This window comes from Flaviflagellibacter deserti, from assembly GCF_042652085.1.
Taxonomy (GTDB): Bacteria; Pseudomonadota; Alphaproteobacteria; order Rhizobiales; family Methylopilaceae; genus Flaviflagellibacter; species Flaviflagellibacter deserti.
In genome coordinates this window covers 1150840-1169486 of sequence record NZ_JBHSJF010000006.1, presented here as the reverse complement: position 1 = coordinate 1169486, position 18647 = coordinate 1150840, and the positions used below count along the sequence as shown (strand labels likewise).

The window sequence follows — 18647 nt, the reverse complement described above, 5'->3', positions numbered from 1 at the left end:
GGCAAGATGGCGGAGACGGAGGGATTCGAACCCTCGATAGGGCTTTACAACCCTATAACGGTTTAGCAAACCGCCGCCTTCAGCCTCTCGGCCACGTCTCCGGCGCACGCTTCGTAGCGGCTGAGGGATGAGTGGTCAACGCACCTGTCGGCGTTGAGCCGACTCGCTGTTCGGGGCATGGTCCCCGGATGCCCAGTCCAGCACTGATCCTGCCCGCCGAACCGGCCGCGCTTCTCGGCGTCGAGAATTCGTTCTGCGGCCGGGTCTGGCGCGAACGCCTTGATGAAGCGGGGCAGATGCGGGCTCTGGCGATCTCCCAGCGGCACGGCGTGCCCGACCTTCTGGCGCGCATCCTGGCCGGTCGCGGCGTGACTGTGGACAGCGCCGCCGAATATATCTCGCCGAGCATCAGATCCCTCCTGCCGGAACCCTATCTGCTGACGGACATGGAGAAAGCGGCCACGCGAATCGCCGAGGCGATCGAGCGTCAGGAGCAGGTCGCGATCTTCGGCGATTACGACGTCGATGGCGCGACCTCCTCGGCGGTGCTGGGTTCGCTCCTGCGCGCGGCCGGTACGACGTTCCAGATCTACATCCCGGACCGGATTTTCGAAGGCTACGGACCGAACATCGAAGCGATCCGGAGCCTTGCTGCCGGTGGTGCGAAGCTGTTGGTGACGGTCGATTGCGGCACGACGAGCCATGCGGCGCTCGCCGAAGCCCATACGCTCGGCATGGACGTCGTCGTGCTCGATCATCACCAGACCGGCGCCGAGCTCCCGGAGGTCAATGCGCTGGTCAATCCGCAGCGCGCCGACGATCTCTCCGGCCAGCAGCACCTCGCGGCAGTCGGCGTGGTGTTCCTAACGGTAGTTGCGGTGAACCGGCTGCTGCGCCAGAGGGGATTCTGGACGTCCGAGCGCACCGAGCCGGACCTTCTGGCCATGCTCGATCTCGTCGCCCTGGGCACCGCCGCCGACGTCGTGCCGCTGACCGGTATCAATCGCGCCTTCGTCGGCAAGGGGCTTGCGGCTCTTGGACAGCGCCGGCGGCCGGGTCTGCGGGCGCTTGCGGATCTCGCCGGCATGCGCGGCGCGCCGTCGCCCTATCATCTCGGTTTCCTGCTCGGGCCGCGCATCAATGCCGGCGGACGCATCGGCCGCGCCGATCTCGGCGCGCGGCTCCTGATGTGCGACGACGATATCGAAGCCCGTGCCCTCGCCGAGGAACTCGACCGGCTGAACCGCGAACGCCAGGCCGTCGAGCAGGCCACCCTTGCCGAGGCCGAAGGGCAGGCGGCGGCCGAGGACAGTCGAGCCGTGGTCATCGCCTCGGGGCAGGATTGGCATCCGGGCGTGGTCGGCCTCGTCGCCGCGCGGCTGAAGGAGAAGACCAGCCGGCCGAGCTTCGCCATCGCGATCAACGGAGAGGGCGTCGGCACCGGCTCCGGACGCTCGGTGCCGGGCGTCGATCTCGGGCGCGCGGTGCGGAAAGCGGTGGAGGAGGGGCTGCTGACCAAGGGCGGCGGCCATGCCATGGCGGCGGGTGTCACTGTACCGCCCGGCGGGCTCGCGGCACTATCGGCCTTCCTCGAATCGGAATTGGCGGGCGACGTCGCATCGGCGCGGAAATCCGACGTGCTGAAGATCGACGGCGTGCTGTCGGCCGGAGCGTTGACGCCCGATCTGATTGCCGAGATCGGCCGGGCAGGGCCTTTCGGCGCCGGCAATTCCGAGCCGATCTTCGTGCTGCCGTCACACAATCTGATTGCAGCCGACATCGTCGGTGGCGCGCATATCCGGCTGCGCGTCCGGGCACCGGATGGGTCGACCGCCTCGGCCATCGCCTTCCGCGCCGCCACGCAGCCTCTCGGCGACAGGCTCCGCGCCTCGATCGGCCGCCCGGTCCATCTCGCGGGCTGCCTGCAGCTCGACGATTGGAACGGCCGCCAGAGCGTTAGCCTGCGCGTGACGGATGCGGCAATCTGATGCCGTAAAGTTGTCATCAGGCGTTGCCGGAGCGGATTCGTCATCCTATAAGGGCCGCGCTTCGCGCCCTTCGTCTATCGGTTAGGACGTCAGCCTTTCACGCTGAAAAGAGGGGTTCGACTCCCCTAGGGCGCGCCAAGCATTTCCAGACATCAACGAGACCAAAGGGTGGGAACTTTCCGTCCGGTGCTGGCACCCACCGGTGGGAAACGTCGTTCACCGTTCATCTTCCAATTGGCTGATGAATCGCGACGTCGGCGAGCGTGATCTGATCGCCCGTACGCTCCCACCCAAACCTAAGCATTAGCCCGAAAACCGAAGGTATTTCTTATCTCAAGCGCTGGTCGGCGCCATCTTCTGCTCATCGGAGGCACACGCTTTCGACCATCGAGATCGCGGCGCTCGGCGCCGCTCATGCAGGAGTAGTGAGATGCAAGCCGTTCGCTCAATCGTCCTCGCCGGTGTTTTGGTCGCCGTCGCCGGGGGCAGCGCTTTCGCCCGTGACGGCAAGGTTGAAGCCGCAATCCGCGATGAAGGTCTCCCGACCTCGTCGGTCTTCGTCAGGGACCAGGCGATCAATCACCGTTCGTCGTTCTTCGCGGCGCCGTCGAAGGCTCCGCTCAAGGTCGCGCCGGTGACCACGAAGGCCAAGACCCAGGCTCGTTGAGTATTGCGTTTGGGTGCGAGGAGGCCGTCTCTGGCGGCCTCCCTCGGACTCTCTTTCGAGTATCGGTAAGGCGGTGACCTGAAGAGGCCGCCACGCACCGCATGACGTGACGGCCACTTGCCGCAGTCGAGGGGGTCGAGGGTCTCGCGGCAGGCCCGAATATCTCATTCGGGTTGCACCGAAGTCGTATGACAGCTGCGACCGCCCGCCACAAAAATGCGGGGCTAGCCACGATCCTGAATCCGGATACGATCCCGCTTCCAGCCGCTCGCCGATCCCGATATCCGGTGGCCGCTGTTGCTAACGGACAGGGGCGTCCCATGGCTGACGATGTTCTAATCACTCCCGAAGCGTTCGGCGTTCTGCAGGCGATGAAGCGGATCGACAAGCTACGGCTCTACGACCCGAGCGTGGCCGACGAACTGACCGGCAAGGGGCTCGCCGAGCTTCAAGGCAAAAGCCTGGTCATCACCAAGGCCGGCAGGCTGGCTCGCAAGAAGGCCCGTCAGGCACGGCATGCGGCGCTGAAGTCCGCCTGATCGTCACGCTTTCGGGCAGTGGACCGGCTTGATGTCGAGGAGCGGCGTGCCGTCGACGCAGTCGAGGCCGCGCACCGACAGCACGCCGTCGGCTATTGCGTGGATTTCGACGATGCTGCTTGCGATCGGGTTTGGACGAACCGGAGAGCGTAGAGAGAACGTGCCGTTGAGATCGCCGTCCATGCGCGGATTCTGAACCAGAAGATCTCGGCGGGCGAGGTGCATCCAGTAAAGCACCTGAATGGTCTGACCCGGCTGCAGTCCGCTGAGCGCCGGACGCCAGATGCTGTCTACTTCTATCTGACAGAGAGGGCCGTCCGGTTTGCCTTGGCGCGGACAGACCGCGCGTTCCCTGTAAGGCGTCCGGATACGGCCGATGAACGTCACGGACGCATCGTGCGTCGGCTCATGGTCGACGGCGATCTCACCGGGGCGGATGTCAGCGGACGATTGCATGTTCGGCGTGCCAGTGACGGGCGATGTCGAGACGGCGCGGAATCCAGACTTTTTCGTGCTTCTGAATATGATCGAGAAAGCGCGCGAGGCCAGCAGCGCGGCCGGGGCGGCCTGCGAGGCGACAGTGCAGGCCGACCGTCATCATCTTCGGTTCAGTTTCTCCTTCCTGGTAAAGGAGATCGAATGAATCTTTGAGGTATTGATAGAAGTCCTCTCCGCCCGAAAAACCCTGCGCGTTTACGAAGCGCATGTCATTCGCATCGAGCGTATACGGAATAATCAGGTGTGGGCCGTGCGGACCGGTGACCCAATACGGCAGGTCGTCCGCGTAAGAGTCTGAGGAGTAAAGGAAACCGCCGTCCTCCACGATGAGGCCGAGCGTGTTCTCCGACGTTCGGCCCGTATACCAGCCGAGCGGACGCTCGCCGGTCGCCTCGGTGTGGATGCGGATTGCGTCCTTGAGCTGCTGACGCTCCTCGGCCTCCGGCATGTCGCGATATTCGATCCATTTGAGGCCGTGACTGGCGATTTCCCAGCCGGCCTCCTTCATGCCCGCGACCTGATCCGGGCTTCGCATCAGGGCGGTCGCGACGCCGTAGACGGTGACCGGCAGGCTGCGCTCGGTGAACATCCGCCACAGCCGCCAGAAGCCGGCGCGCGCGCCGTATTCAAACATGCTCTCGATGTTCATGTGGCGGCGGCCAGGCCAGGGCTGCGCGCCGAGAACGTCAGACAGGAAGGCTTCCGAAGCGGCGTCGCCGTGGAGAATCGAGTTCTCGCCGCCTTCCTCGTAATTGATCACGAACTGGACCGCGACGCGGGCTCCGCCGGGCCAGCGCGGATCGGGCGTCTCGCGGCCATAGCCGCGCAGGTCGCGGGGATAGGTCATCCGCCGGCTTTCTGATGAACACCGGCAAGCGCGAGCACGCTATGGAGCAGGACATTGGCTCCGTCCGCGCAATCCGATGGCGTCGCGCTCTCGGCTTCGTTGTGGCTGATGCCGTCCTTACACGGAACGAAGATCATAGCGGTCGGCATCACCGTAGCGACCGCGCAGGCATCGTGGCCGGCGCCCGAAATCATCGGCAGGTGTTTCAGGCCGAGCGTATCTGCGGCATGGGAGATGGTCTCGACGACTTCCGGCGCGAAGGTGACGGGGGCCTTGCTCCAGATCTTTTCAACCATCACGCCAACGCCGCGGGCGTTGGAAATCCTCGCTGCCGCGGCATGTGCGTCGGCATACATCCTCGCGAGCGCCTGGGCTTCGGGATGACGGAACTCCAGGCTGAACTGGACGCCGCCCGGGACCGTATTGCGCGAGCCGGGACCGATCTCGGCGACGCCGATCGTGCCGACGCCGCCAGGCGCCTCGGCGCGTGCGATGGCCTCGACCGCGAGCGCAAATTCGGCGAAGGCGGTCAGCGCATCCTTGCGCAGGTGCATCGGCGTCGTGCCGGCATGGCTTTCGCGGCCCTCGACCACGCCGTTGCACCAGATCTGGCCCTTGGCATGGGAGACGACGCCGATCGGCACGCCTTCCGCTTCGAGCGTCGGGCCCTGTTCGATGTGGAGCTCGACCATTGCCGCGAACCGACGTTCGCCGGTGCGCTCGGTACCGCGATAGCCGATGCCCGCGAGCGCATCGGCGACGGTGATGCCGTTCGCGTCCATCCGCGTCAGCGCGAAGCTGCGCTCGACATCGCCGGCGAAGACTTCCGAGCCCATCTCGCCCGGGGCGAAACGGGCGCCTTCCTCGTTGGTCCAGTTGATCAGGCAGAGCGGCGCATCGGTCTCGATGCCCGCGTCATCGAGCGTGCGGAGAACTTCGAGACCGGCGAGCACTCCGAGCACACCGTCGAATTTGCCGCCGGTCGGCTGGGTGTCGAGATGCGAGCCCATCGCCACCGGGAGCTTGTCCGGATCGCGGCCGGCGCGCTGGACGTAGATATTGCCGAGATCATCGACGCCGACCGAATAGCCGCGCTCGCGCGCCTTCGCGACCAGCCAGTTTCGAACGAGGCGATCCTCATCCGACAGCGCGAGCCGCTTGATGCCCCCTTTGCGCGTCGCGCCGAATTGCGCGGTTTCCATCAGGGTCGACCATAGCCGGTCGCCGTTGATTGTGAGGTTCTGACCGGTTTGGGACTTGCGTGTCGCTAGCATCAGAGATCGAGCAATTCGGAGAGAGGACGCGGCGAGGGCGGATTCCGCTCGAGGTCCAGATCGTGATCAATATGGTCGAGATGCTCGATCATCAATGCGGCGGCTTTGTCTTCGTCCTTGGCGGCAAGGGCCGAGATGATCGCGCGGTGCTCGTGCATGCCGCAGACGGAAACGCCGGAGCGGCCATAAAGCGCGATAATGAGCGAGGAGCGTGCGATCAGTTCGCCAAGAAAGCGGGCGAGGATCAGATTGCCGCCGATGTCGGCGAGCTTGAGATGGAATTCGCCGGACAGGCGGATGGCGTTCCGACGGTCGCCAGCCTTCAGGGCCTCAGCCTCGGCGGAGCAGTGGTCACGCAAAAGCTTGCCGTTCTTGGGGATATAATTTCGGGCGGAGGCGCGGGCGATGTCGGGTTCGATCAGTCGCCGGGCATCGAAGACCTGCCGGGCCTCTTGCGCGCCTGGACTCGCCACGAACGCGCCGCGATTGCGCTCCAGCGTAACAAGGCCCGCGTGGGACAAACCCTGCAGGGCAGCACGGACCACGGTGCGGCTGACGCCAAACGCCTCTCCGACCTCGTCCTCGGAAAGCTTGGTGCTGGGCGCGAGTCGATGGTCGACGATTGCCGCCTGCAATGCGTCGCGTACCTGACGGCTGCGATCCGGCGCATTCGATGTGCCGTCGCGCCAGACGACCGCGCCGTCGGAGAACGTCTCCAGTTTCATATCTCGATTATCGCATCGAACCGGGAATCGGTCACGGCGAGATTGTATACAGAAGCGGCCTCCATCGTATGCAATTGCACAAAAGGTGAGCGTGTTCGTGCCCCACCGGCAAAACTACGGTGAGTCCATCCGTCTTGAGAAATCAAGGAGTTGAACGACGAAGAGGGGATTGGCACGGCCGTTGCGAGAAGGGCGAGGTCCATGCGGGGGAGGCCGGTTTGGAACCAGCGCAGATTGAGGTCATCGGCGTTACCAAGCGCTATACCGGCGGCACGGTGGCGGTCGACGATATCAGCCTGAAGATTCCCGCCGGCACCTATTGCTGTCTTCTCGGCCCGTCCGGCTGCGGCAAGTCCACGACGCTGCGGATGATCGCCGGGCATGAATCGATCAGCGAGGGTCATATCCGTCTCGGCGACACCGTGGTGACCGATCTTCCGCCGGCGCAGCGCGGCACGGCGATGATGTTCCAGAGCTATGCCCTGTTTCCGCATCTCGACTGCACGGACAACGTCGCCTTCAGTCTGAAGATGCGCGGCGTTGACAAGACGGCGCGGCGGGCACGGGCGCTGGACATGCTCAAGCTTGTCCAGCTCGACCATCTCGCCGAGCGTCGCCCGGCGCAGCTTTCGGGTGGTCAGCAGCAGCGTGTCGCTCTTGCCCGTGCGCTCATCACCGATCCGCAGGTTCTGCTGCTCGACGAGCCGCTGTCGGCGCTCGATCCCTTCCTGAAGATCCGAGTTCGGCAGGAGCTCAAGAAGCTCCAGCTCCAACTCGGCATCTCGTTCATCCATGTCACCCACAGCCAGGAAGAGGCGATGGCGTTGGCCGATCTCGTCGTGGTGATGAACCAAGGGAAGATCGAGCAGGCGGCGGCTCCTCGCGAAGTCTTCAATCGCCCCTCTACCGCATTCGTCGCCAAGTTCATGGGCGATCACAACGTGCTCGCCGGTCGTGTCACCACGGTCGATGGCGCGGGCGTGCAGTTCGAGGCGCCGGGCGGTATCTCCTTCAACGCGCCTGCGAAGGACCTTCAACCGGGACAGCCCATCGAGATCGCGGTCAGAAATGATCGCGTGAAAATCGGCCAGCCGCCGAGGAAGGGCTGCGGCATGACCGGGCTCGTCCAGAACGTCGAATATCACGGCCAGAAGGTGCAGGTGTCGCTCAGCGCGCCGGGCGTCGACGATTTCGCCGTGCAGCTTCCAGAGACCGACTTCTTCTCGGCTCCGCTCGCGATCGGCGATGCGGTGCCTCTGACCTGGGCGCCGGAAGACGTCCACATCCTCAAATCATCCGTGGCGTGAACGCGGACCGAACAGGAGAGAGCGATGACGAAAGACAAGACGACTTCGACGGGCGGCGTGTCGCGCCGTACGATCCTGAAGGGTGCCGCGGCGACCGCGGGTCTCGCTGCCGGTTCGGGCGCGATCACCGGCTTCCCGATGGTCTGGTCACAGACGCCGATCGTGCTCCGCCAGGTCGGCACCGGCGTCTCGAACATCAACGCCATCGCCGAGAAGTGCAAAGCCGACCTCGGCATAACGCTGCAGATGACGGCGCTCGATTCCGACGCAGCCGCGCAGCGGACCGTCACGCAGCCCGACAGCTACGACATCGCGGACGTCGAATACTGGATCTGCAAGAAGGTGTTTCCGGCCGGCACGCTGCAGCCGATGGACGTCTCGAAGCTGAAATACTTCGACAAGATCGTCCCGCTGTTCGTCACCGGCAAGCTGACGCCCGACTCGGTCATCGCGCAGGGCACGGCCCCGCATACGGTCGGCTTCGTCGAGGGCAAGGATTCGAAGAAGTTCGCCAAGGCCCCGACGGGCTGGATGACGATGGTTCCGACCATCTACAACGCCGATACGCTCGGCATCCGCCCGGACCTCGTCGGCCGCGACATCACCACCTGGGCCGACATCATGGACCCGGCGTTCAAGGGCAAGACCTCGATCCTGAACATCCCGTCGATCGGCATCATGGACGCCGCGATGATCATGGAAGCCTCGGGCGAGATCAAATACGGCGACAAGGGCAACATGACCAAGGAGGAGATCGACAAGACGATCGCCTTCCTGATCAAGGCGAAGAAGGCGGGCCAGTTCCGCGCGTTCTGGAAGTCGTTCGACGAGAGCGTCAACCTGATGGCTTCGGGCGAGGTCATCATCCAGTCGATGTGGTCGCCGGCCGTTGCCGCCGTCCGCTCGAAGGGCATCGCCTGCAAATACCAGCCGCTCAAGGAAGGCTACCGCGCATGGGGCGGCGGCCTCGGCCTCGCCAAGCATCTCGATGGCAAGCAGCTCGACGCCGCCTACGAATACATCAACTGGTACCTGTCCGGCTGGGTCGGCGCCTACCTCAATCGCCAAGGCTATTACTCGGCGGCGATGGACACGGCCAAGCAGTACATGTCCGAGGACGAGTGGGGCTATTGGGTCGAGGGCAAGGCCGCCAAGGGCGACATCCTCGCGCCGGACGGCAAGGTCATGGAAAAGGCGGGCTCGGTGCGCGACGGCGGCTCGTTCTACGAGCGCATGGGCAAGGTAGCCTGCTGGAATTCGGTCATGGACGAGGACCGCTACATGATCCGCAAGTGGAACGAGTTCATCGCCGCCTGAGCGGAATGAGTTGAAGGAACCTGGCAGCCGGGCGGTGCGCGTTGCGTATAGCGCCGTCCGGTTGCCGGACCAGATCGAATCACGGTGAGGGGACGGATAGATGAGCGAAGCTGTGGCGGATGCAGTCTTGCCGGCAATCGACGTGCCGCCGCGCAAGCGCTTCAGCATCGGCCGCTATGCCTCCTATCTGCAGGCGCTTCCGCTCGCGGTGATCCTCGGCATGTTTCTCGTTTTGCCGATCCTGACCATCGTGATGGTCAGCTTCTGGGACTACGACTCGGTCCAGATCTATCCGGACTTCATCCTGCTGAACTACGAGGAGACTCTGGGCTCCTGGGTGACCTGGCAGACCTATCTCAACACGCTGCGCTACACGGCGATCGTCTGGGCGCTCACGCTCGTCATCGGCTTCTGGATCGCCTATTTCCTGGCCTTTCACGTGCGCACCGCGACCATGCAGATGGTGCTGTTCCTCATCTGCACCGTGCCGTTCCTGACCTCGAACATCATCCGCATGATCTCGTGGATTCCGTTCCTCGGGAGGAACGGGCTGATCAACCAGTCGCTGATGAATATGGGCCTTGTCGACCGGCCGCTCGAATTCCTGCTGTTCTCGGATTTCGCGGTCGTGCTGGCGATGGTGCACCTCTATTCGCTGTTCATGGTGACGCCGATCTTCAACACGCTGATGCGCATCGACCGCTCGCTGATCGAGGCGGCGCGCGATGCCGGCGCGAATTCGTGGCAGATTCTCACCAACGTCATCATCCCGCTGGCCAAGCCGGGCATCGCCATTGGCTCGATCTTCGTAGTGACGCTCTGCATGGGCGATTTCATCACCGTCCGCTTCATGTCGGGCGGCCAGTCGGCTTCGGTCGGCCTGATGATCGCGAACCAGATTTCGGTGCTGCAATACCCGGCCGCCGCCGCGAACGCGGTCATTCTCCTGGCTGTGGTGCTGTTGATGGTCGCGTGCATTCTCCGCGTCGTGAACATCCGCAAGGAGCTGTGACATGAACACGGAACGACGCGGTCTCGGCTTCTGGGTGCTCGCCGCCTTCTTCACGCTGTTCGTCCTGTTCCTTTACGGACCCCTGACGACGATCTTCATCCTGTCCTTCCAGGGGCCGGACGGCGGCCTGACATTCCCGATGAACGGGGTGTCGCTGCGCTGGTTTCAGAACCTGTTCGAGACGCAGGCCGTCGGTGATTTCGGCGGCTCGTTCCTGCGTTCGTTGATGCTTGGCCTGATGGTAATGGCGACTACGATCGTCGTCGCTCTCCTTGCGGGAATGGCGTTCCGCCGTCCGTTCTGGGGGGCGGGGCCGCTGTTCTACACGGCGATCGCGAGCCTGATCGTGCCGTCGATCCTCGTCAGCCTCGGTATCGGCCTCCTGTTCCAGGTCGTTGGCGTCAGATCTGCCTGGTACTCGTCGGCATTCGGCGCGCATCTGACATGGGCGCTGCCGTTCGGCCTGCTGATCATGTTCGCGGTCTTCAACCGCTTCAATCCGAGTTATGAGGAAGCGGCGAGGGATCTCGGCGCCACGCCCTGGCAGAGCTTCCGCCATGTGCTGCTGCCGCTGATCCTCCCGAGCCTGATCGGTGTGGGATTGTTCGGCTTTACGTTGTCCTACGACGAGTTCGCAAGGACGCTGATGACGGCGGGATCGTTCAACACGCTGCCGCTCGAAATCTACGGCATGACCACGAACGTCACGACGCCCGTGCTCTATGCGCTCGGAACGGTCACGACGGGCTTTTCGCTGCTGATCATTCTGCTATCGCTGCTCGGCATCTACATCTCCCAGCGCGCCGCTCGTCGACGGGCGCGCGCCTGATCGGCATCCATGCGTATTCTTGTTGTAAATCCGAACACGACGGTCGGCATGACGGCCAAGATCGGCGAGGCGGCCCGCTCGGTCGCCGCGGCCGGTACCGAGATCCTTGCGGTCAATCCAGCGATGGGGCCGGTCTCGATCGAGGGCTTCTACGACGAGGCGTTGGCTCTGCCGGGGCTGCTTCAGGAGATCGCCAGGGGCGAAGCGGCCGGTGCTAACGGCGTCGTCATCGCCTGTTTCGACGATACCGGCCTCGACGCCGCGCGAGCGCTGGCGACAGTTCCGGTGGTCGGAATATGCGAGAGTGCACTGGCCGCGGCCGGGATGATCGCCACGAAGATCTCCGTCGTGACGACATTGTCGCGTTCGCTGGTTCCGATCGAAGGCCTGGTTCGCCGCTATGGATTTGCCGAGCGGGCGAGGGTGCATGCGTCCGACATACCGGTGCTGAGCCTCGAAGACTCAGCATCGGGAGCCGGATCGATCCTGCGCGCCGCGATCAAGTCTGCACTCGAATCCGACGGCAGCGATGCGGTGGTTCTCGGATGCGCGGGCATGGCCGATCTGGCGCGCGATCTTACCGCCGAGTTCGGCGTTCCGGTGATCGATGGCGTGTCCGCCGGCGTGAAGATGGTCGAGGCGTTGGTTGGCCTTGGGCTGAAGACGGCTAAAAGCGGCGCCTACGCCCGTCCGCTCGACAAGACCTATACCGGAGCACTTGCGGATTTCGCGCCTGCCGTAATCCTGCGCGGATGAGCGATCTGAACATCCGGACGATGACGCCGGCCGATCTCGACATGGCGATCGAGTGGGCGGCGCGCGAGGGCTGGAATCCCGGTCTCGACGACGCGGAGGCGTTTCTCGCGGCCGATCCCGGCGGGTTTCTGGTGGGTGAGGTCGATGGCCGGCCGGTCACCTGCATTTCGGCGGTGCGCTATGGCGAAAGCTTCGGGTTCGTCGGCTTCTACATCGCGGCGCCGGAGGCTCGCGGCAAAGGATATGGCTGGGCGACATGGCAGGCGGCGATGGAGCGGCTCGCCGGCAGGACCGTGGGCCTCGATGGTGTCGTGGCGCAGCAGGAGAACTACAGAAAATCGGGCTTCGAGCTGCTGCACCGCAATGTCCGCTACGGCGGGACGGTCGGCGTCTCGGTCGTGCCAGATGATCTGCTTGTGCCGGTGGACGATGCGCTCGTTCCCGCGATCATCGCCTATGATCGGCCGTTCTTTGCAGGCCCGCGCCAGAGCTTTTTGCGCACATGGCTGACGAGCGGTTTGAGGACGTCGTTCGCCTATGTGGAGAACGGAGCGGTACTCGGTTACGGCACCGTCAGGTCGTGCCGCGACGGGTACAAGATCGGGCCTCTGTTCGCGGACAATAAAGGCATCGCCGACGCGCTGTTCCGCGTACTCATCTCGAAGGCCAAGGACGGGCCAATCTATCTCGATCTGCCCGAACCGAACGCGGCGGCGAGGGCGTTGGCGGAGCGTAACGGCATGAGACCAGTGTTCGAGACGGCGCGGATGTATCGTGGACCCGCGCCGGACCTGCCTTTGAGCCGAACTTACGGCATTACCAGCTTCGAGCTGGGCTGACGTTCAGGCCCGCGAGAACAGGATGTTTTGCGCGCCGTCCCACAGGGTTTTCTTGCCGAGAGCGACGAGGTTCTCGCGACCCTTGGTGATCGTCATGAAATGGTTGCCGGCGAGCTGGCCCATCTTGCTGGCGAAGCGGACGCCGCCATAGGCGAGCAGGATTTCGGTCTCGCTGTAGCCGCCCGGATAGAGGATGAAGTCGCCAGGCGCCGGGAAGCTCGTCGCATTCTCGTAGCCGAGGCCGAAATCGGTTTCGCCGAGCGGGATCCAGCAGCCTTCGCCGCTCCAGCGCACGTGGATGATGCGCTCCTTGTAGGGCAGAAGCGTCAGGAACTTTTCGCAGGTCGTCGGCGCGGCCTCATGTTCGAGCTTGGCCTCGAATTCGTAGGGGCCGGCGTTGATGCGGATCGTGGTCATCTCGGTCTCCGGGGGATTGCGGAAGGTATGTCCGAACACGATCTGACGCGCTAGACCATTTCGCCCGTTTCGGGGCGGTTCTCCGTCACACTCAATACCGGATTCGATGGCCCGTATCGTTCGCAAGCGCGCCTATGAGCTGACAAAGGCCGAAGCGCGGCGCATTTGGCTGCGCGCGCAGCGCCTCGATGTTGGGGAGCCATTCGGGTCCGGTCCGAAGGCGACGCAAGCGGCAGTCGAGCACCTCGGTTACGTGCAGATCGACACCATCCATGTGATCGAGCGCTGTCATCACCACATTCTCTGGAGCCGCATCCCGAACTATCAGCGTGAGCACCTCCATCAGGCCCGGACGGTCGACAAGACGGTGTTCGAGTTCTGGACCCATGCCCTGTCGTATGTGCCGACGCGCGACATCCGTTTCTTCCTGCCGGACATGAAGCGCCATCGCGACCAGCCTGACAGCTGGTACAGCTCGGTATCGAAGGCCGACCTGCGCAAAGTGCTGAGCCGGATTCGCAAGGACGGCGCGCTGACCATCCGGGACATCGATGACGATGTGCTGGTCGAGAAGGATCATCCCTGGGCCAGCAAGAAGCCCTCGAAGCGCGCGCTTCAGCTCGCTTTCTATGATGGCCTGGTCACCGTCAGCGAACGCGTCGGGATGCTGAAAACCTATGAGCTGATCGACCGGCATTTCGACTGGGAAAAGGCGCCTAGGCCCGCGAGCGAGAAGCAGATCCTCGATTACCTGCTCGACCGCGCGCTCACCGCGCAGGGGATCGTCAGTCTGGATTCAGCCTGCCATCTCGATGCGCCCAGAAAGCCGGCGATCCGCGAGCTGATCGAGAAGCGTGTCCGGAAGAAGGAGCTTGTGCCGGTCGCGGTCGAGGAGGCCGGCAAGGTCGAGCACTGGGCGCGGCCCGAAGCTCTGGAGGATGGTGCGAGAGAGTCGGACGATACACTGGTCCATATCCTCTCGCCGTTCGACCCACTCATCATCCAGCGCAAACGGCTCTCGTTGTTCTTCGGCTACGACCACCGCTTTGAGGCCTATCTGCCGAAGGACAAGCGCGTCTTCGGCTATTTCGCGCTTCCGGTCCTGATCGGCGACAAGGTCGTCGCGGCGATCGATCTGAAGACCGATCGCGAACGAAAGAAGGTCGACATCAAGCAATGGACATGGGTCGGAGAGGGCTCCGACTCCGACAAGCCCGTGATCGAGAAAGCGCTCGGCAGGTTCGAGCGCTTTCAGTTGGCCGCGACAGAAGACTGACTACTGGCCGCGCCGGGTCTGGGCCGCGAAGCGGACGGCCTCCTCGGCCGCGCGGAACTGGGCGCGCGCCTTGTTGTGGCACTCGGCGTTTTCGCTCGCCGGGACCGAGTCCGCGACGATGCCGGCGCCGGCCTGCACGTACATACGCCCGTCCTTCACCACCGCGGTGCGGAGAGCGATGCAGGTGTCCATGGAGCCATTGGCGCCGAAATAGCCGACGCAGCCGGCATAGACGCCGCGCTTGTCCTTCTCCAGTTCGTCGATGATCTCCATCGCCCGCACTTTCGGTGCACCGGAGACGGTGCCCGCCGGAAATCCCGCGACCAACGCATCAAGTGCGTCATGACCCGCCGCAAGCTTGCCCTCGACGTTCGAGACGATGTGCATCACGTGCGAATAATATTCGAGGAAGAACTGGTCGGTGACCTCCACCGTGCCGATCTCGGCGACACGGCCGACATCGTTTCTGCCGAGGTCGAGCAACATCAGATGCTCGGCGCGTTCCTTGGGGTCCGCGAGGAGATCGTCGGCGTGCTTGCGGTCCTCCGCGGGTGTCGCGCCTCGTGGACGGGTGCCCGCGATTGGCCGGATGGTGACCACGCCGTCGCGCGAGCGGACCAGGATCTCCGGGCTGGAGCAGACGATCTGGAAGCCGCCGAAATCGAGATAGACCAGGAAAGGCGCAGGATTGACCCGGCGCAGCGCACGGTAGAGCGCGAAAGGCGGCAGGGTGAACGGTGCCTCGAAGCGCTGGGACAGAACGACCTGGAAGATATCGCCTGCCGCGATGTATTCCTTCGCCTCGGCCACCATCCCGAGATATTCGGCCTCGGTGGTGTTCGAAACGAAATCCGGGGCAGGGTGGTCGCCGTCGTCGCCCTCGAAGCGGGTGAGTGGCTCGTCGAGAAGGTCCACGACCTCCATCAGCCGGTCGGTCGCCCGGGATAGCGCGGCGTCCGAGGAAACTCCGGCTTCATGGCGTGCCGGGGTGACGAGCGTGATCTCGTCGCGCACGGCATCGAAGATCACCATCACCGTCGGGCGGATCAGCAGAGCATCCGGGACGCCGAGGACGTCCGGATTCGGGACCGGCAGCGCCTCCATATGGCGCACCATGTCATAGCTCAGATAACCGAACACACCGGCGGCCATCGGTGGCAAGCCCTCGGGCATCGGAATTGCCGACTCAGCGAGCAGCGCGCGCAGGGCGTCGAGCGGCGGTAGATGTTGCTCCTCGAATGTAGTGGGAGCCTTGTCAGGTGTGCGGTTGATCTCGGCCTTTTCGCCGTTGCAGCGCCAGATCAGATCGGGCTTCAGGCCGATCATCGAATAGCGGCCGCGCGTCGCGCCACCTTCCACGGATTCGAGCAGGAACGCGTTGGCGCGCCCGGCGCAAAGCTTCAGATAGGCCGAAACCGGGGTCTCCAGATCGGCGACGAGCGTCGTCCAGACGACCTGCGGATTGCCGGCCGAATATGCGGCGGCGAAGCGCTCGGCTGAGGGTTCGATGCGCATCGCGAGATCAGTTTTCGGCGGTGCCGCCGAGCGCGGTCGCGAGAGCCTGACTGTTGACCGTCGCGCCTAAGTCGTTCTGCAACTGCATCACGTACTGGCTGGCCAGATCGTTCTGCAGCGTGTCGCCGAGCTGGTCGCGAACCTGCGCGACGAACGGGGCATTCGCCCCGGGGGTCGGGACCTCGACCTGCACGACCTGGAAGATCACGCGGTCGGTATCGTTCTGTGCCGGGGCCGAGCCGAAGCCGCTGGTTGGCGTCGAGAATACGGCGGCTGCGGCCGAACGGCCGAACAGCGGGCCGCCACGACGGTCGATCTTGTCGGCGCTGAGGACGGTCACGCCTTCGCGCTCAGCAAGGGCGGGCAGGGTGATCGTGCCGGCCTTGAGATCGGTAATCGCTTGGGCGACCTTCGCCTCGAGCTGCTTGCGTGCTTCTTCGGCCTTCCAGCGGTTGGCGATGTCGGCACGTGCCTCCTCGAAGGTACGAGCGCGAGCCGGATCGACCTTGGTGACGTCGTACCAGTAGAACGAGCCGGCCTGGCCCTGCACCGGATCGTTCTCGACGCCGACATCCGACTGGAATGCTGCCGTCAGCACTTCCTGGCCACCCGGGATGGTGGCGGTCTGTCCAGCCGGGTCCTTGCCGTCGCGATCGATCTGATCGACCGTCGTCGCCTGTAGGCTGAATTTGTTGGCGATTTCGGCTAGGGTCGAGCCGCTGGCGCGAGCATCCTCGATCTGATCGTGGATCGTCAGCACCTGATCGGCGGCGCGCTCACTGGCGATCGTGCGACGAAGCTCTTCCTTCACTTCGTCGAGCGAACGGACGACTTCCGGTTCGATCGCGGTGACGCGGAGGATGACTGTGCTGAAATCGCCCTGGACCGGATCGCTGACCTGGCCCTGCGGCAATGCGAAGGCGGCGTCCGCGAGCTTCCGGTCGATCATGTCGGCCTTGGCCGTCGTGCCGAGCGAAAGATCGGCGGCCGCGACGTTCCGCGAGGTCGCCAGGTCCTCGAAGCTCATGCCACCCTTGATCCTGGCCGAGGCCTCGTTGGCTTCGTCGAGCGACGGGAAGGTGATGCGCTCGATCGTGCGACGTTCGGGCGTTCCGAGGCGGGCCTTGTCCTGCTCGTAGCGGGCGGCGACGTCCTCGTCCGAAACGGTCTGCTTGGCCGCGAGGGATTCGGTTGTCAGCGGCAACACCGTCAGCGAACGCCGCTCGGGCGCCTGGAAGGTGCCCTTGCGCTCCTCATAGAAGCTTTTCAGCGTCGCCTCGTCCGCCTCTGCAATGTCGGCGCCGGGCGAGCCGGGAAGCACAATATAGCTCGCGGTGCGGCGCTCGTTCTGATGCTGGTTGACCGCATTGATCAGTGCTTCCGGAACCGGAACGCCACCGGCGAGTCCGTCGATGATCTGGCGGCGAGCCATGAAACGCTTCTGGGCGGCGACGAACATCTGCTCGTTCATGCCGTTCGCGCGGAGGATCGAATCGAAGCGGGCGGCGTCGAAGGAGCCGTTAGGGCCGGCGAAGCTCTGATCCTTCATGATCGTGTCCACGACCGCGCTGTCCGGCACGATCAGACGGAGAGCCTTGGCCTCTTCGTCCAACGTCGCTTCCGCCATCAACTCGCTCAATACCTGGCGATCGAGGCCAAGGGCGCGGGCGTCGGTGATCGAAAGCGGCCGGCCGAAACGAGTGCCGGCCTGTTGAAGCTCGCGGTTGAAGCTGTCGCGGAACGTCTGGACGTCGATCGGCGTGCTGCCAACCCAGGCAACCTCACTGGTTCCACGCCCGCGGAATACGTCACCGATGCCCCAGACGGCGAAACTCAGCACGATAACGGCGAGGAACGCCTTCATGACGAAGCCGGCGGCCTGATTACGCAGAGCGTTGAGCATGGTGTTTCCGAATTACTGTACCGGGCGGGCATATAGCGCGAGACACGCGGTGGCGCATAGTGGTGGCATCACGGCTTGCGCTTGGCGTCATGAAAATGTCTCTTCGCCCAAAGTCGCAGCAGGAGTCCGAAATGCCTTCAAGACCGCGTCCGCTCGTCGCCGGGAACTGGAAGATGAACGGTCTCCTGGCCTCACTGGCGGAACTGGTGGCGATTCGAGACGGCGTCGCCGAGGGCAGAGCGGGCGAGGCGGAGGTCGTGATCTGCCCTCCAGCGACATTGATAGCCCTCGCGAACGACGTGAGGGGCACCGTCGGCATCGGCGGTCAGGACTGCCATCCCGCACTGGCCGGCGCGCATACCGGAGATCTTTCCGCTGAGATGCTCGCCGATCTCGGTGCGACATATGTGATCGTGGGGCATTCCGAGCGGCGTGCCGATCATAGCGAGAGCGACACATTGGTGCGGGCGAAGGCGCAGGCGGCCTGGCGTGCCGGGCTTTCCGCGATCGTCTGCCTGGGCGAGACACGAGAGCAGCGCGACGCTGGCCTCACCATCGAGCTTGTCGGTCGCCAACTCCAGGATTCGGTGCCCGATGGCGCGACGACCACGAACCTCGTCATCGCCTACGAGCCGGTCTGGGCGATCGGAACGGGACTTACGCCCACGACGCGTGACGTCGCCGAAGTGCATGCGTTCATTCGCGAAAAGCTCGTCGCGCGGTTCGGCGAAGCGGGCGCCGCGATCCGGGTTCTCTATGGGGGCTCGGTGAAACCGGACAATGCCGCCGAACTAATGGCGGTCCCGAATGTCGACGGTGCCCTGGTCGGTGGCGCGAGCCTCGAGGCGAAGGACTTTCTGGCAATCGCCGGGGTCTATGCATAGCCGGGGTAGCATCCGCCGCGAGGCTAGTGTAATCAGCCGCGACCTCACCCATAT

18 protein-coding genes and 2 tRNA genes are annotated in these 18647 nt (G+C 64.2%); 12 read left to right on the top strand and 8 right to left on the bottom strand.

The annotated features are described in order from the left end of the window. Positions 1 to 7: 7 nt before the first annotated feature. Positions 8 to 101, bottom strand: a tRNA-Ser gene (locus tag ACFPFW_RS12660). An 87-nt stretch (positions 102 to 188) separates the two neighbouring features. Here ACFPFW_RS12660 and recJ point away from each other — a divergent pair. From recJ to ACFPFW_RS12640, 4 genes are all read left to right on the top strand, one after another. Next, complete coding sequence (recJ, locus tag ACFPFW_RS12655) at positions 189 to 1988, top strand: single-stranded-DNA-specific exonuclease RecJ (RefSeq protein ID WP_114955964.1); 1800 nt, start codon at positions 189 to 191, stop codon at positions 1986 to 1988. Between the two features lie 63 nt (positions 1989 to 2051). Beyond that, positions 2052 to 2126: transfer RNA gene (locus tag ACFPFW_RS12650), tRNA-Glu, on the top strand. Positions 2127 to 2418: 292 nt separating this feature from the next. Continuing rightward, on the top strand, positions 2419 to 2655 hold the full coding sequence (locus ACFPFW_RS12645; protein ID WP_114955965.1) for a hypothetical protein: 237 nt from the start codon (positions 2419 to 2421) through the stop codon (positions 2653 to 2655). A gap of 320 nt (positions 2656 to 2975) precedes the next feature. After that, positions 2976 to 3194, top strand: a complete 219-nt coding sequence (locus tag ACFPFW_RS12640; RefSeq protein WP_114955966.1) for a hypothetical protein — start codon at positions 2976 to 2978, stop codon at positions 3192 to 3194. A 3-nt stretch (positions 3195 to 3197) separates the two neighbouring features. Here ACFPFW_RS12640 and tsaA read toward each other — a convergent pair whose 3' ends face one another. Genes tsaA through ACFPFW_RS12620 form a run of 4 tightly spaced genes read right to left on the bottom strand, consistent with a single transcriptional unit; the run spans position 3198 to position 6538 of the window. Then, positions 3198 to 3650: a tRNA (N6-threonylcarbamoyladenosine(37)-N6)-methyltransferase TrmO gene (tsaA, locus tag ACFPFW_RS12635; RefSeq protein ID WP_114955967.1), complete on the bottom strand. Its 453-nt coding sequence runs from the start codon at positions 3648 to 3650 to the stop codon at positions 3198 to 3200. After that, positions 3634 to 4539 carry an allantoinase PuuE gene (gene puuE / locus ACFPFW_RS12630; protein WP_114955968.1) on the bottom strand — a complete coding sequence of 302 codons (906 nt, stop codon included), beginning with the start codon at positions 4537 to 4539 and terminating at the stop codon, positions 3634 to 3636. The genes tsaA and puuE overlap by 17 nt, the downstream gene beginning before the upstream one ends. After that, complete coding sequence (locus ACFPFW_RS12625) at positions 4536 to 5813, bottom strand: Zn-dependent hydrolase (protein ID WP_114955969.1); 1278 nt, start codon at positions 5811 to 5813, stop codon at positions 4536 to 4538. The genes puuE and ACFPFW_RS12625 overlap by 4 nt, the downstream gene beginning before the upstream one ends. Further along, positions 5813 to 6538 (bottom strand): GntR family transcriptional regulator, encoded by a 726-nt coding sequence (locus ACFPFW_RS12620; RefSeq protein WP_114955970.1) that lies wholly within the window; start codon positions 6536 to 6538, stop codon positions 5813 to 5815. Before ACFPFW_RS12620 ends, ACFPFW_RS12625 begins: the two co-directional genes overlap by 1 nt. Positions 6539 to 6756: 218 nt before the next feature. Between ACFPFW_RS12620 and ACFPFW_RS12615 the strand changes: the two genes are divergently transcribed. The 6 genes from ACFPFW_RS12615 (at position 6757) to ACFPFW_RS12590 (ending at position 12598) form a co-directional block, all read left to right on the top strand. Then, complete coding sequence (locus ACFPFW_RS12615; RefSeq protein WP_114955971.1) at positions 6757 to 7845, top strand: ABC transporter ATP-binding protein; 1089 nt, start codon at positions 6757 to 6759, stop codon at positions 7843 to 7845. 24 nt (positions 7846 to 7869) lie between these two features. Then, positions 7870 to 9162, top strand: a complete 1293-nt coding sequence (locus ACFPFW_RS12610) for an ABC transporter substrate-binding protein (protein ID WP_114955972.1) — start codon at positions 7870 to 7872, stop codon at positions 9160 to 9162. A 100-nt stretch (positions 9163 to 9262) separates the two neighbouring features. After that, positions 9263 to 10174, top strand: coding sequence for an ABC transporter permease (locus ACFPFW_RS12605; protein ID WP_114955973.1), 912 nt, complete (start codon positions 9263 to 9265; stop codon positions 10172 to 10174). 1 nt (position 10175) lies between these two features. Next, positions 10176 to 11003, top strand: a complete 828-nt coding sequence (locus ACFPFW_RS12600) for an ABC transporter permease (RefSeq protein ID WP_114955974.1) — start codon at positions 10176 to 10178, stop codon at positions 11001 to 11003. Positions 11004 to 11012: 9 nt separating this feature from the next. After that, positions 11013 to 11759 (top strand): aspartate/glutamate racemase family protein, encoded by a 747-nt coding sequence (locus ACFPFW_RS12595; RefSeq protein ID WP_114955975.1) that lies wholly within the window; start codon positions 11013 to 11015, stop codon positions 11757 to 11759. After that, positions 11756 to 12598, top strand: a complete 843-nt coding sequence (locus ACFPFW_RS12590; protein ID WP_379770956.1) for a GNAT family N-acetyltransferase — start codon at positions 11756 to 11758, stop codon at positions 12596 to 12598. Before ACFPFW_RS12595 ends, ACFPFW_RS12590 begins: the two co-directional genes overlap by 4 nt. Positions 12599 to 12601: 3 nt before the next feature. Here the strand turns inward: ACFPFW_RS12590 and ACFPFW_RS12585 are convergent, their stop codons facing one another. Next, on the bottom strand, positions 12602 to 13015 hold the full coding sequence (locus ACFPFW_RS12585) for a DUF3830 family protein (protein ID WP_114956184.1): 414 nt from the start codon (positions 13013 to 13015) through the stop codon (positions 12602 to 12604). A gap of 106 nt (positions 13016 to 13121) precedes the next feature. Between ACFPFW_RS12585 and ACFPFW_RS12580 the strand changes: the two genes are divergently transcribed. Beyond that, on the top strand, positions 13122 to 14291 hold the full coding sequence (locus tag ACFPFW_RS12580; RefSeq protein ID WP_114955976.1) for a winged helix-turn-helix domain-containing protein: 1170 nt from the start codon (positions 13122 to 13124) through the stop codon (positions 14289 to 14291). Here the strand turns inward: ACFPFW_RS12580 and trpE are convergent, their stop codons facing one another. Together trpE and ACFPFW_RS12570 are read right to left on the bottom strand one after the other, a co-directional pair. Further along, entirely contained in the window at positions 14292 to 15806 is a 1515-nt protein-coding gene (gene trpE, locus ACFPFW_RS12575; RefSeq protein ID WP_114955977.1) for an anthranilate synthase component I, read from the bottom strand. It abuts the gene before it with no gap. 7 nt (positions 15807 to 15813) lie between these two features. Then, on the bottom strand, positions 15814 to 17709 hold the full coding sequence (locus ACFPFW_RS12570; protein WP_114955978.1) for a SurA N-terminal domain-containing protein: 1896 nt from the start codon (positions 17707 to 17709) through the stop codon (positions 15814 to 15816). 131 nt (positions 17710 to 17840) lie between these two features. Here ACFPFW_RS12570 and tpiA point away from each other — a divergent pair, with 131 nt between their 5' ends. After that, on the top strand, positions 17841 to 18593 hold the full coding sequence (tpiA, locus tag ACFPFW_RS12565) for a triose-phosphate isomerase (protein ID WP_114955979.1): 753 nt from the start codon (positions 17841 to 17843) through the stop codon (positions 18591 to 18593). The last annotated feature ends 54 nt before the right edge of the window (positions 18594 to 18647 follow it).